Annotated in this window: 16 protein-coding genes; 10 read left to right on the top strand and 6 right to left on the bottom strand. The window is 67.5% G+C overall.

The annotated features are described in order from the left end of the window. The first annotated feature begins 220 nt into the window (after positions 1-220). Positions 221-694: a transcription elongation factor GreA gene (gene greA / locus ABLE93_RS03285; RefSeq protein WP_348837891.1), complete on the top strand. Its 474-nt coding sequence runs from the start codon at positions 221-223 to the stop codon at positions 692-694. A 204-nt stretch (positions 695-898) separates the two neighbouring features. On the opposite strand, the gene ABLE93_RS03280 is transcribed toward greA, so the two are convergent. Then, on the bottom strand, positions 899-1,384 hold the full coding sequence (locus tag ABLE93_RS03280) for an Lrp/AsnC family transcriptional regulator (RefSeq protein WP_348837890.1): 486 nt from the start codon (positions 1,382-1,384) through the stop codon (positions 899-901). Between the two features lie 220 nt (positions 1,385-1,604). On the opposite strand from ABLE93_RS03280, the gene trxB reads away from it, so the two are divergent. The 5 genes from trxB to ABLE93_RS03255 all read left to right on the top strand — a co-directional run bounded on the left by trxB (position 1,605) and on the right by ABLE93_RS03255 (position 5,592). Next, complete coding sequence (gene trxB / locus ABLE93_RS03275) at positions 1,605-2,567, top strand: thioredoxin-disulfide reductase (protein WP_348837889.1); 963 nt, start codon at positions 1,605-1,607, stop codon at positions 2,565-2,567. Between the two features lie 150 nt (positions 2,568-2,717). Next, on the top strand, positions 2,718-3,608 hold the full coding sequence (locus ABLE93_RS03270; protein ID WP_348837888.1) for a LysR family transcriptional regulator: 891 nt from the start codon (positions 2,718-2,720) through the stop codon (positions 3,606-3,608). A gap of 315 nt (positions 3,609-3,923) precedes the next feature. Beyond that, positions 3,924-4,457, top strand: a complete 534-nt coding sequence (locus ABLE93_RS03265; protein ID WP_348837887.1) for a peptidoglycan-binding domain-containing protein — start codon at positions 3,924-3,926, stop codon at positions 4,455-4,457. Between the two features lie 80 nt (positions 4,458-4,537). Continuing rightward, the gene (locus ABLE93_RS03260) at positions 4,538-4,822 is read left to right on the top strand and encodes a hypothetical protein (protein WP_348837886.1); all 285 of its coding nucleotides are present in this window, start codon (positions 4,538-4,540) and stop codon (positions 4,820-4,822) included. Between the two features lie 95 nt (positions 4,823-4,917). Beyond that, a complete protein-coding gene (locus tag ABLE93_RS03255) occupies positions 4,918-5,592 on the top strand; it encodes a M15 family metallopeptidase (protein ID WP_348837884.1) in 675 nt (224 codons plus the stop codon). A gap of 6 nt (positions 5,593-5,598) precedes the next feature. Here the strand turns inward: ABLE93_RS03255 and ABLE93_RS03250 are convergent, their stop codons facing one another. Both ABLE93_RS03250 and ABLE93_RS03245 read right to left on the bottom strand, forming a co-directional pair. After that, positions 5,599-5,976, bottom strand: a complete 378-nt coding sequence (locus tag ABLE93_RS03250) for a hypothetical protein (protein WP_348837883.1) — start codon at positions 5,974-5,976, stop codon at positions 5,599-5,601. A gap of 6 nt (positions 5,977-5,982) precedes the next feature. Continuing rightward, positions 5,983-6,453, bottom strand: coding sequence for a hypothetical protein (locus tag ABLE93_RS03245; RefSeq protein WP_348837882.1), 471 nt, complete (start codon positions 6,451-6,453; stop codon positions 5,983-5,985). Between the two features lie 340 nt (positions 6,454-6,793). Between ABLE93_RS03245 and ABLE93_RS03240 the strand changes: the two genes are divergently transcribed. Next, positions 6,794-7,237: an SRPBCC family protein gene (locus tag ABLE93_RS03240; RefSeq protein WP_348837880.1), complete on the top strand. Its 444-nt coding sequence runs from the start codon at positions 6,794-6,796 to the stop codon at positions 7,235-7,237. Positions 7,238-7,276: 39 nt separating this feature from the next. On the opposite strand, the gene ABLE93_RS03235 is transcribed toward ABLE93_RS03240, so the two are convergent. The 3 genes from ABLE93_RS03235 to ABLE93_RS03225 form a co-directional block, all read right to left on the bottom strand. Continuing rightward, complete coding sequence (locus ABLE93_RS03235; protein WP_348837879.1) at positions 7,277-7,567, bottom strand: hypothetical protein; 291 nt, start codon at positions 7,565-7,567, stop codon at positions 7,277-7,279. A gap of 34 nt (positions 7,568-7,601) precedes the next feature. Continuing rightward, positions 7,602-8,633, bottom strand: a complete 1,032-nt coding sequence (locus tag ABLE93_RS03230) for a threonine aldolase family protein (protein WP_348837877.1) — start codon at positions 8,631-8,633, stop codon at positions 7,602-7,604. 236 nt (positions 8,634-8,869) lie between these two features. Continuing rightward, positions 8,870-9,478 (bottom strand): helix-turn-helix domain-containing protein, encoded by a 609-nt coding sequence (locus tag ABLE93_RS03225; RefSeq protein ID WP_348837876.1) that lies wholly within the window; start codon positions 9,476-9,478, stop codon positions 8,870-8,872. Positions 9,479-9,930: 452 nt separating this feature from the next. Between ABLE93_RS03225 and ABLE93_RS03220 the strand changes: the two genes are divergently transcribed. The 3 genes from ABLE93_RS03220 to ABLE93_RS03210 are packed head-to-tail and all read left to right on the top strand — an operon-like array spanning position 9,931 to position 12,649. Continuing rightward, on the top strand, positions 9,931-10,971 hold the full coding sequence (locus ABLE93_RS03220) for an ABC transporter substrate-binding protein (protein WP_348837874.1): 1,041 nt from the start codon (positions 9,931-9,933) through the stop codon (positions 10,969-10,971). Then, positions 10,971-11,786 (top strand): ABC transporter ATP-binding protein, encoded by an 816-nt coding sequence (locus tag ABLE93_RS03215; RefSeq protein WP_348837873.1) that lies wholly within the window; start codon positions 10,971-10,973, stop codon positions 11,784-11,786. The genes ABLE93_RS03220 and ABLE93_RS03215 overlap by 1 nt, the downstream gene beginning before the upstream one ends. Continuing rightward, complete coding sequence (locus tag ABLE93_RS03210; protein WP_348837871.1) at positions 11,783-12,649, top strand: ABC transporter permease; 867 nt, start codon at positions 11,783-11,785, stop codon at positions 12,647-12,649. Before ABLE93_RS03215 ends, ABLE93_RS03210 begins: the two co-directional genes overlap by 4 nt. Positions 12,650-12,667: the final 18 nt, after the last annotated feature.

Genomic DNA, 12,667 nt, shown 5'->3' with positions numbered 1-12,667 from the left:
CCCTCAGGCCGTCACGGGCGGATCCGCCATGCCCGCCCTGCGTTGCCCGCGCCGGGCGGGATTTGAGTCTTGCCCGAGGGCGGTTCTCGCCCGGGGACGAGGCAATCGCCGCGGCTGCGGAGCAAAACGCTTCGCGGCGCGGCATTCTTTTCGACGCCGGCCAGCCCCAAGCGCCCAAGGCCGGCGCACCGAGCAGGTTCAGGAGGTCTTAAAAGGACCCATGGAGAAGATTCCGATGACGGCGGGCGGCTTTGCCGCCCTCGAAAAAGAGTTGAAGCAACGTCAGCAGGTGGAGCGTCCGCGCATCATCAATGCCATCTCCGAGGCGCGCGCCCATGGCGATCTCTCCGAGAATGCTGAATATCACGCGGCCAAGGAGCAGCAGTCGCTGAACGAGGGCCGCATCGCCGAGCTGGAGGACAAGATCTCCCGCGCCGAGGTGATCGACGTCTCAAAGCTATCGGGCGACGTGGTGAAGTTCGGCGCCACGGTGACGCTGGTGGACGAGGACACCGAGGAAGAGAAGGTCTGGCAGATCGTCGGCGACAGCGAGGCCGATGCCAAGGCCGGCCGCATATCCATCTCCTCGCCCATGGCGCGTGCGCTCATAGGCAAGAAGAAGGGCGCATCGGTGGAGGTCGTCACCCCCAAGGGCGCGCGCTCCTTCGAGATCGTCGGGGTGCGCTGGGCGTAGCGTCAGCTGTCGCAGTTCGCGCCGCCATCGTGCCTCGGCCGAGTGGAGCGGAGCGGAAGGAGAGCCGTGGCCCAGCGCAACATGTCGCCGAAGGCGGCTTTGTTCCGCGGTCCGGGGTGATTGCCGGCTTCGCCGACCTTTCTCCTGGACCCCGGATCGGCGCTCCACCTGTGGTGGAGCTTGTCCGGGGAACGGCGAAGTTTCTTACGTCCCCTTGGGCAGCCCGGCCTCCAGCGGCACCACGGGGGCGTCCTTGGCCTGCTTCAGGGTCAGCGCAGTCTTCACGTTGCGCACGTTGGGCGCTGCGGTGATGTCGAGCACGAAGGTCTGGAAGGTGCGTAAATCCGGCGCCACGCAGAGCATCAGGAAGTCAACGTCGCCCGAGAGCATCCAGGCGCTGCGCACCAGCGTCCAGCCGGCGATGCGCTCCTGGAAGGCCGAAAGGTCGCTCTCCGCCTGGCTGATGAGGTGCACCATGGCGAAGGCCATCAGGTCGTAGCCGAGGCGCTTTTCGTCGAGCAGGGCGCGATACCCCTCGATGATGCCTTCCTCCTCCAGCGCCCGAACCCGCCGCAGACACGGCGGCGCCGAAATGCCGACGCGGCGCGACAGCTCGACATTGGTCATGCGACCGTCCCGCTGCAGCTCGTCGAGGATCTTCCAGTCGACAGCGTCGAGGCGAACGGTCAAGGCGCGGCTCCCCATGGCAAAGGCCTGCGCACCTTAGTGCGCGCATGTGGCAACGCAACGAAATAATCTTGCCAGGGTGCGGCGCGAAGGCCGGCGCCCCGTGCTTGTGGCGTTGCGGGCGAGCCCCTACATTTGGGCATAGCTTCCGCTGCGCCGCCCATGCCCGGCCGCTTCCGACCGGCGCCGGCCCTTTCGCAGCCTCGTGTTTTTCGAGGACATCATGACTACCCATTCCGTCAAGGTCGTCATCATCGGCTCCGGCCCGGCCGGCTATACGGCTGCCATCTATGCAGCGCGCGCAATGCTCGAGCCCGTTCTGTTCGAGGGCATCCAGCCCGGCGGACAGCTCACCATCACCACGGATGTGGAGAACTATCCCGGCTTCGCCGAGCCCATCCAGGGCCCCTGGCTGATGGAGCAGATGCGCGCCCAGGCCGAGCATGTGGGCACCAAGATCATCACCGACCACGTCTCCAGCCTTGATCTGTCCCAGCGACCGTTCCGCATGGTGACGGAATCGGGGGACACTTGGCTTGCCGACGTGGTGATTCTCGCCACCGGCGCCCAGGCCCGCTGGCTCGGCCTCGAATCGGAAGCCGCCTTCCGCGGTTTCGGCGTCTCCGCCTGTGCCACCTGCGACGGCTTCTTCTACCGCGGCAAGGAGGTGATCGTGGTGGGCGGCGGCAATACGGCGGTGGAGGAGGCGCTCTTCCTGACGAATTTTGCGGCCAAGGTCACGGTGGTCCATCGCCGCGACAGCTTCCGCGCCGAGCGCATCCTGCAGGAGCGCCTGTTCGCCAATCCGAAGGTCAACGTGGTGTGGAACGCGGAGCTCGCCGATGTGCTGGGCGAGAGCGGCCTCATCTCCAAGGTCACCGGCGCGCGCCTGCGCGACGTGCGCACCGGGGCGCTGACCGAGCTGCCCGCTGACGGCATATTTATCGCTATCGGCCATGCGCCTGCCACAGAGCTGGTGAAAGAGCAGCTGAAGCTCAAAGAGAGCGGTTATGTATGGACAGCGCCCGATTCGACGGCCACGTCGGTACCGGGTGTCTTTGCGGCAGGCGACGTGGCGGACGATGTCTATCGTCAGGCGGTCACGGCTGCGGGCCGCGGATGCATGGCTGCGCTCGAGGCGGAACGTTTCATGGCCCACCAGGGGGTGGCAAAGGCGGCAGAATAGCCGCCGCGCCGTCTTGTCCTTGTCGGCTCTGCAGGCGCATGCCTCGGAAGGTCCGTCGCGTGGGGGCGCGACGGTTTTTCCCGCGTGAAAGAAAGACAGCGCCACCTCGCCGGCCATTATGGCCGGTGACGCTCAAGGGGCTCGGGCCTGATGGATTGGGACAAGCTTAAGGTCTTCCACGTCGCCGCCGAAGCCGGTTCGTTTACCCACGCAGGCGAGACGCTGGGCCTGTCCCAGTCGGCCGTGAGCCGGCAGGTTTCGGCTCTGGAGGCAGAGCTCAAGGTCCCCCTGTTCCACCGCCATGCGCGCGGGCTGATCCTGACCGAGCAGGGCGAGCTGCTCTACCGCACCGCCCACGAGGTGTTCCTCAAGCTGGAATCGGCGCGCGCCCAGCTCACCGACAGCCGCGAGAAGCCCAACGGCGACCTGCGCGTCACCACCACCATGGGCCTCGGCACCCATTGGCTGACGGCGCGGGTGGGCGAGTTCGTCGAGTTGTTCCCCGACATCCGCATCCAGCTCATCCTCACCGACGAGGAGCTGGACCTCGCCATGCGCGAGGCAGACGTGGCCATCCGCATGCGCCAGCCGGTGCAGCCGGACCTGGTGCAGCGCAAGCTCTTCACCGTGCATTTCCATGCCTATGCGTCGGCCGACTATCTCAAACGCCACGGCCATCCGCGTTCGCTCGACGAGCTGGACAAGCACCGCATTCTGCTGCTCGGCGGCCCCATCCCCTCCTATTTCCAGGGGCTGAACTGGCTGGAGCACGCAGGCCGCGACGGCTCCAAACCGCGGATCCCCGCCTTCGAAGTCAACAACGTGCTGGGTCTGAAGCGGGCGGTCGAGCGCGGCGTCGGCATCGGCACGCTGCCGGACTACCTCTCGGACGACTCGACCTCGCTGGTGCAGCTGTTCACCGACCGCGAGACGCCCAAACTGGAAGCATACTTTACCTATGCTCAAGAAGTGCGCTCGGTGGCCCGTATTCAGGTGTTTCGGGACTTTCTGATCTCCAAGGCGCAGCGCTGGAATTACTGATTTATGACCTGAGAAGGTAATTAAGTAGGGATCTGGCTGCAGAGCCCAGCGCCCTGCACATGCCTGATATGCGGTCAGCATGCGTTGCCAGCTGCCTAATCCGGGAGCATGTTGGGGGTGCGCTGATTGCACCTTGTGCGGTGTATCAGCTGTTCCCCTCTGGAAGGTTCGCCGCTCTGCGGCGATACTTGCCGGGTCCCCTCCAGGACCCGGCATTTTTCTTTTGCGGACCGGAACCGCGACGCTTTCGTCATGCTTTTCCCATCGGGCGTGTCGCCTGGTGCGGCGTCGCCCCAATTCTGCAAGGGGCAAAACATGGCAATTCTGAAGCGTGGGCTCGCTGGCGAACCGGTCAAGATCCTGCAGACCAAGCTCGGCGTGACGGCGGATGGCCAGTTCGGCCCGGCCACCGAGGAGGCATTGAAGGCCTTCCAGAAACAGCACGGCCTTTCCGCGGACGGCATCGCCGGTCCCGATACCTTCACGGCGCTGGGCCTGCCGGAGTTGGTGCTGCTCACCGTAGGCTCCAAGGGCGAGGCGGTGAAGAAGCTGCAGATGGCGCTGGGCATCACGGCTGACGGCGCCTTCGGTGCCGGCACCGCCAAGGCGGTGAAGGAGTTCCAGGAGAAGAACGGTCTTGAGGCTGACGGCATGGCCGGGCCCGTGACTCTCTCCAAGATCGGGTCGTTCGCCGCCGACTTCTCTCCCGAGGCGGTGGCGAAATCCCAGGCCAGCGCGTCCGCCGCGCCGGGCGGGACGGTCTCCCCCGGCGCCCGTCCGGCCGAAGCCGGCGCCGCCGCGGCTCCGAAAAAGAGCATCTGGCAGTCCATTACCGAGTTCTTCTCCTGATGCGCCGCGCGGGAGGCCACCGGTCTCCCGCGCCGGAACAGGGGGAAGGAGGGGGCGTTTTCCTCAAAAGGAGTGCGCCCATGACACCCGCTCTTCCTCCTCAGCTTCCCACCACCCCGGCCATCGTCATCACGCCGCTCGAGGGCGGGCCGTTTCCCCAGACGCCCGATCCGGGCCGGACCCCCGAGCCGCCCGTTCCCCCGCCGCAGCCCTTCGAAGACCCGCCTGCGCCGCCTGAGCCCGGGCCGGATCTTCCGCCGCTGCCGGACGATGATCCCTCCCGTGAACCGCGCCGCGAGCCCTTCCCGGAGCCCGCACCCCTCGACGATCCCCCGATCCTGCCGGACGAACCCACCCGGCTGTGACGGAGCGGACGGTTTTCAGTGGGGCGTCGCGCTTCTATGCTTAGCGCGACGCAACGCGCCCGAGCCCGATGCCCTCCTTTCTCATGGATCGACTGTTGAAGCCCGCAGCCCTCGCCCTGAGCCTCGCCGGCTTGCCGCTCGCGGCGGACGCGCGCACCGATCGACCGAATATTTTTGTCGACGTGGCGGGTCTCGTGCCGGGGGCGATTCTCGACGTGCGCTATTTCGGCAGCGACAATTTCGTCGGGACGCGGGTGGACGGCTATGGCGCGGCCCGCTGCTTCCTCACCCGCCCCGCTGCCGAGGCGCTGGCCAAGGTGGCGTCGGAGGCCCGCAAGAAGGGCTACGGCTTGCGCATCTTCGATTGCTATCGTCCGGCCCGCGCGGTCGCCCACTTCGCCCGCTGGGCGAGCGACCTCGCCGACGAGAGGACCAAGGCGACTTACTACCCGGACGTGGCGAAGAAGGATCTGTTCGCCGAGGGCTACATCGCTGCGCGCTCGGGCCATTCGCGCGGCTCCACTCTCGACCTCACCTTGTTCGACGTTTCGAGCGGGCGCGACGTGGACATGGGGACGCCCTTCGACCTGTTCAGCCCACGCTCGTGGCCCGCTTCCCCGGCAGTGACCTCCGCCCAGCGCGCCAATCGCGCGCTTCTGGCCACTCTGATGGCTCACGGCGGCTTCAAGCCGTTCGACAAGGAGTGGTGGCACTTCACGCTGAAGGACGAGCCTTTCCCTGACACCTATTTCGACTTCCCCATCGAATAGTCCGCGTCAGTTGGGGGTGATCTCCTCCACCTTGAGGCGGCGGCCGAGGGAATCGAAGAAATCTCCCTCGTTGATGACGAGCCGGTCCTCACGCACCCGCTGTTCCAGCGCCCGCAGGCGGCCGCGAGCCTCGCCATTCCCCAGCGGCTCGTCCACGTCCAGCTGGGCGAAGAATACCGCGCCGTCCCATGGCTTCCGGGCGCCGGCGAACAGGGCGATCATGCCGGCCCAATCCACCTCGTCGCCGATGATGTTGAGGAAGGTGGATGCCAGCGGCGTCACCTGCGGCTCAGCGATGCGCACCAGCACCACCAGGGCGGTAAACGGGCCGTGCGCGGCGAACGTGCCGGCCAGCCAGTCGTCGAAATCGGTCTGGAAAGCCATGGCCGCTCAGAAGTCCACCAGCGGGGTGTCGGGCAGATAATGCTCGAAGAGATACCAGAAGCTGCTCTGCCGCGTCGCCTCATACCACTCTTCGAAGGCGGCCAGGGCGGCGTCCGGGGTGGCGTCCGCGTCCGCCTCGAACAGGGCGACGGCCACGGGGGCGAAACGGGTGAGCACCTCGGCGCGGGCATCGCTGTCCGTGGACCAGCCGAGGCGGGTGCGCAGCAGGACCTGGCCGGCGGCCGCCGCCAGTTCCGCGTCCTCGGCGCCTTCGATCGCGCCGGCGAGGGCCGTCATGAGGTCGGCACGGCGGTAGGCATAGGCGCGGGCGCGGGCCAGCGCCTCGGCGCGCTGCGCCGCTTCCGCGCGAAACTGCGTCTCGGCCACGGCGGCCGCGCTCTTGGCCGCGTCGAGCCGCGCGAGGAAGGCCACGCGCTCGGGATGCGCGGCCGGAGCGTCGGTCACGTCCGCGGTCAAGGGCGGCCTCCGATGCGGCGGGTGCGCGGGTCCGGACGAAGAGCGCCGGGAGTGCGCCGCTGTCGATTGGATGTCATGCGACCTGCGATCCTTGCCTTACCCTGCCTGCCATGCCTGCCATGCCGGCGGCAGGATAGCGGCAGATTCGCTGAACCCAAACCGGCCAGCCGGGAGCCGGCGACATGGTATGCGACGGAGTGGTCGCGGAGCAAAATTGCCGAAGCGGCTGTCGGCCTTGGTGATGCGGGATCGTCCTCGCTTCAGGTCGGCGGGATAGTCGGGACGCGCGTAGCGCGTCGGGCGCCGTCGTCATCGTCGCCGTCATTCATGGGAGCCACAGATGCCCAGCACCATCCGCCTGCACCGCATTCTCGCGACGAGCCCCGACAAGGTCTATCGTGCCTTCCTTGAGGCCGATGCCCTCGCCAAATGGCTGCCGCCCAACGGCTTCGCCTGCACCGTTCACCATCTGGAGGCGTCGGAGGGCGGGACGTTCAGGATGTCGTTCCGCAACTTCACCACGAGCGAGAGCCACAGCTTCGGCGGTGCCTATGTGGAGCTCGTGCCCAATGAGCGGCTCCGCTACACCGACACGTTCGACGATCCCAACCTTCCCGGCGAGATGGACGTTACGGTGACGCTGAAGAAGGTCGCCGTCGGCACCGAATTGGAGATCGTCCAGGCCGGGGTGCCGGACGTCATTCCCGCCGAGGCGTGCTATCTCGGCTGGCAGGAATCCCTGCGCAATCTCGCGCGGCTGGTGGAGCCCGACATCCGGCAATAGCGATCGTCCGCCCAGGGGCGAGGCGGGCGACGGCGCCGCCTACGTGGGCGACAGATAGGACGGCAGCTGGCGGGGGAAATCGGGGTAGTAATAGGCCACGGTCGCCATGTCGAAGCGGGCGAGGATCTGCTCCTTCGCCTCCCGGTCCAGAAGGAAGCGGAACGCGGCCTCCACGCATTTGACCGGCGTGTGGGCGCCCGCCGTCAGCTCCTGCCAGTTGGCCGGCGCCATGGTGACCACGTGCTGGGTCTCGCCTGCGTCGTCGCGCACCACCACGGCGAACTTCAGCGGCTCGCCCCCGGCGCTCTGCCGGACCTCGATCTTTGCCATCCCGTTCTCCTTCCCGCGTGGCGCGCTACACCGCTCATCCGGCCCGCACTAGCGCCAAGAGTTCATCCACCTCTTCCGCGCGGCTGGCGAAGGAGGTGACGAAGCGGCGCCCGTCCGGGCCGCACGCGCGGGACGGCCAGTCGTAGAACAGCGCCCCGCCGCGCCGGAGCGCCGCGGCCATCGCATCGGGCAGGCGGACGAAGACCTCGTTGGCCTCCACCGGATGGACGCTCGCATAGCCCTCGGCCTTGAGCCCCACGCCAAGGCGGCCCGCCATGACGTTGGCGTGCGCAGCCAAGCGCAGCCACAGATCGTCGGCGAGATAGGCGAGCAGCTGGGCGGCGACATAGCGGCTCTTCGAGAGCAATTGCCCGGCGCGCTTGCGCCTCAGGGCGAAGCCCTCGGCCAGCGCAAGGTCGAAGAAGACCACGGCCTCCGCCATCATGGCGCCGTTCTTGGTGGCGCCGAAGGCCAGCACGTCGACGCCAGCCTGCCAGGTGAGCGCGGCAGGCGCGGCGGCGCGGCCGGCCAGCGCATTGGCGAAGCGTGCGCCATCCATATGCACCCTCATCCCGCGGGTGCGGGCGGTGGCGCACAGGTTGGCGACCGCGTCGGGTCCATAGACCGTGCCGGCCTCCGTCGACTGGCTGAGGGACAGCGCCGCCGGCTGCACCTGGTGGACGGAGCCGGGTGGAAATTCCGCGAGCGTTGCGGCGACGGCGGAGGGGTCGAGCCGGCCGTGATCGCCGCCGATCGGGACCAGCTTGCCGCCGGCGCTGAAGAATTCGGGAGCGCCGCATTCATCCGTGTGGATGTGCGCTTCCTCATGGCACAGCACCGCGCCCCAGGGCGGGATGAGGTGGGCGAGGGCGAGCGCGTTGGCGGCGGTCCCGGTGGCGACCGGAAAGACGCGCACCTGCGCGCCGAACACTTCGGCGAAGGCGCGGTCGAGCGCCTGCGACCAGGGGTCGTTGCCATAGGAGGGCACCCGCCCGGCATCGGCGGAAAGCAGCGCGTCCCGGATCTGCGGCGCAAGGGCGCCGGTATTGTCGCTGGTGAAGTCCATGGCGCAGCCCGAGCAAGAACGGGGCCGCACACAGGGCCGGCCCTGCCATGGAGGGTGTGGCCCACGGGCCGGGACCAGGTCCACCCAGGGCGGCCTTGTCAGGATGTCCTACGACATTGTCCTTCGACCCACGCGGGCAGACGAGAAGGGAGGCCGCCCGGGGACGAATGCGACGTGTCGCGCGGCCTCTCCTCGGATGGAGCCGCGCCTGCGCGCGACCGTCTCGGCGATGGCGGTTATGCCTCGGTGTGCGGGGCTGTATCGGCGTCCTCGGGGGCGCTGACGGCGATCACCACCAGCACCTGCGCCTGCCGGTCCCCGACGCTGCGCAGGTCGTGGCGCTCCTCGCCGGAGAAATAGAGGCAGTCGCCGGTCTCCAGCAGCAGCTCTTCCGATCCCAGCTTCACGGTGATGCTGCCGGAGACGACAAACACCATCTCCTCGCCGCCGTGATGGGCCCAATGGATCGGGCGCGCCTTGGTGTCGCCAGCCATGGGCGGGCGGATGAGAAAGGGCTCCATGGCCTTGCGCGCGCGACCGGCGGCGAGGGGCACAAGTCCCGCGGCGCCGCCTTCGCCCGGCGCCACGTCGGTGGCGCGCTGGAGGGTGTAGCGCGGGCTCGATATCGCATTGAGGTCGAACAGCTGGGCGACGTGAACGTCCAGCGCCGCGGCGAGGCGAAGCAGAGCGGCGATGGACGGCGTCTTCAGGCCGCGCTCCACGAGGGAGAGGTAGCCCCGCGTCAGCTCACTCATGGTGGCAAGGCGATCCAGCGTGAGCCCGCGCTCGACGCGCAGCGTCCTGAGATTTGGTCCGAGCCGATCGGACTTTGAAATATCGAGCACACCCCACTCCGCTTACGGCGCCCGCGGCCAACGCTCTGGCCTTCTTAAAGCCGTTCCAAGGCGTCGGCGCAATCCTTCGCCGGCGGAGACGATGGGCAAAGCGTTTATCCCAGCCGGGAATAGCTTCTGGCATCTTCGGTTCTCTCAGTAAACACGCGATTTGCGGAAATTTTCGCCAGAGCGGGATGCCATCTTGAGCGATTGGCCAGATATAGATGGATTCAAAAGGCAATTTGCCGTCGTCTGCTTATTTTTCGAGCGGCATGCGGAATGCCCGCAAAATCGGCGCTTGATTTCCATTGGTAAACTTGTTTGGCTTTGCGAGTAGCTCGCAACTGAGGTCGGGGGACCGGGTCGCGGACCGAGGCCGCCGGCATCGAAGGAGCGCCAAGACGGCGGCGGGGCGATGCATCCGGCCGGCCCGCTCAGAACCAGCCACGAAGGGGATCAGCATGGCCAATTTTCATATCACCCGCCGCAATCTTCTGGGCGCCGCCGCTGCCGGCGCCGGCCTCGCCTTGATGCCGGGTCGGCTCCACGCCGCAGCGGCCGCCACCTTCGGCGTGGCGAGTCTCGATCCCTGCTACGCCTTCATCTACGCCGCCTTCAAGAAGGGCTATTTCGCGCAGGCCGGCCTCGACATCGAGCACCTCAATTCCCAGAGCGGCCCGCGCACCAAGCAGATGCTCTCCGCCGGGCAGGTCTTCGCCGCCTCGACCGGATCGAGCGATTCCGTCGCGCTCACCGTGGCCGGCAAGCCGTCGGTGCTCGTCGCATCGTTCGAGCGCCGCCCGGCCGCCGCCAACATCATCGTCGGCAAGGCCGCCTACGAGGCCGGCGTGCGCAGCGTGAAGGACCTTGCCGGCCGCAAGGTGGGCGTCACTCAGCCCCAGGCCTGGACCTGGCTGCTCGGCGTCTACATCGCCGAGGCCGCCGGCCTGAAGGGCAAGGTGGACTTCCGCCCGCTGGGCGACTTCACCACCATGCTCGGGGCCGTGAAGGCGGGCTCGGTGGACGGCTGCATCGCCACCTTCGCCATGCTCGACGCCGCCAAGGCCGAGGGCTGGGGCGTGCCCATCTTCGAGGCCGATCGCGACGGCGACTGGAACGCCATCTTCCAGGGCGACCTGCCCGGTACCGGCGTCTATGTGCTGAAGGAGAGCGTCGAGGAGAAGCCGGCCGAGGTGCAGAAGCTGGTCACCGCCATCGTCAAGGGCTCTGACTGGGTGAAGGCGGCGCCGGCCGAGGAGGTCGCCGAGCTCATCAAGTCCGATTTCCTGCCCAACACGCCCCTCACCGCGCTGGTCACCGCGGTAAACAAGTTCAAGGCCATCTGGAACTTCGACAACACCTTCACGCCCGACGCCTACGCCAACCTCATGAAGGTGATGGGCGATGGCCGCATGTATCAAAGCGACGTCCTCGCCGCCAAGGCGAAGTTCGCCGACCTCGTGGACAATTCCTTCGTCCTCAAGGCGCGGGGCAAGGCGTGATGCGCACGATGATCCGCCTCGACGCGGTGGGGAAGACCTACACCTCCAAGACCACCCGCCACACCGCCATCGGCAGCGTTTCCCTCGACATTGCCAAGGGCGAGTTCGTCTGCGTGGTCGGTCCCTCCGGCTGCGGCAAGAGCACCCTGCTCAACATGATCGCCGGCTTCCAGCCGGCGACCGCCGGCACCATCATCGTCAATGGCGCGCCGGTGGAGCCCGGCACCGTGCCGCGGGGCCTCGGCTACCTGTTCCAGAAGGATACGGTTCTGCCCTGGCTTACGGTGGAGCAGAACGTGGGCCTAGGCCTGCGCTTCGCCCACTTGCCGCCCGCGCGCGTGGCGGAGAAGGTCAAGGGCCTGCTCAAGCTCGCCAACCTCGAGCCCTACGCCGGCTATTTCCCCTACCAGATCTCCGGCGGCATGCGCCAGCGCACGGCGCTGCTGATGACGCTGGCCTGCGACCCGCAGGTGCTGCTGCTCGACGAGCCCTTCGGCGCCCTCGACAGCCACACCAAGATCAACCTCCACCGCGAGCTGCACGAGATCTGGCGCCAGCTGGGACAGACCATCGTCATGGTGACCCATGACCTCGACGAGGCGGTGGCGCTGGCCGACCGCGTCATCGTCCTGTCGGGTCCGCCGAGCCGGGTGCTGCTCGACCATGCCATCGACATCCCCCACCCCCGCGATCCCTACGCCGTGCGCGAGACGGATGCGTTCGGCCAGCACCTCAAGGCCCTCTGGGCGGTGCTCGGCCGTGAATACCAGCGCACACCGGACGGCACGCAGACGGTGATCGGAGCCGCGGCATGAGCAGCGCCATGGAAAGCCTCGACGCCCCGCTCGCCCCCGCCGCCCCGCCCGCCCGCCGCCCGGGGCTGGGCGAGACCGCACGCGTGCGGCTCTATCAGGTGGCGCTGCTCGCCGTCTTCCTCGGCCTGTGGGAAGGGCTCACCCGCGTGCCCTACCTCATGAAGAACACCTTCCTCGATCCGTTCTTCATCTCGCGCCCTTCGCTGGTCGCCGAGCAATTGTGGACCTGGACCTTCGGCGCGCAGGCCGGCTTCCTCCTGCCCCACCTCGGCTCCACCCTTGCGGCGACGCTGCTCGGCCTTGGGGTGGCGAGCGTCACCGGCTTCGCGGCCGGCCTCGTGCTCAGCCAGAATCCCATCCTGGCGCGGACGCTGAACCCCTTCATCGTCTCGTGCAACTCGCTGCCGCGCATCGCCATGGTGCCGCTCATCACCATGATGTTCGGCCTCGGCCTTCTGGCGAAGGTGGTGACGGTCTGGTTCGTGGTGTTCTTCCTCATCTTCTTCAACACCTTCAAGGGGTCGTTGTCGGTGGAGAAGCACATCCTGCAATTCTGCCAGACGCTCGGCGCCTCGCCGCGGCAGATCCTGTGGAACGTGCGGGTGCCGAGTGCCCTTGCCTGGACCTTCGCAGCCCTGCCCAACGCCATCTCCTTCTCGCTGGTGGGCGTGGTGATCGCCGAGTTCGTCGGCACCACCACGGGCATGGGCTACCTGATCGTCTCGTCCCTCTCGACCCTCAACGCCAGCGAGATGTTTGCCGCCATCTCCGTCCTCGGCCTGTGCGGCATCGGCCTCGTCTCCCTCGCCGAGCGTGTGGAGCGCCGCCTCCTGCGCTGGTCCCCCCAGTTCAACGAACGCTGACCGCCCTTCGGAGAAAAT

This window comes from Xanthobacter pollutisoli (assembly GCF_040044995.1).
Taxonomy (GTDB): domain Bacteria; phylum Pseudomonadota; class Alphaproteobacteria; order Rhizobiales; family Xanthobacteraceae; genus Xanthobacter.
This window is presented reverse-complemented; position numbering and strand designations above follow the sequence as displayed.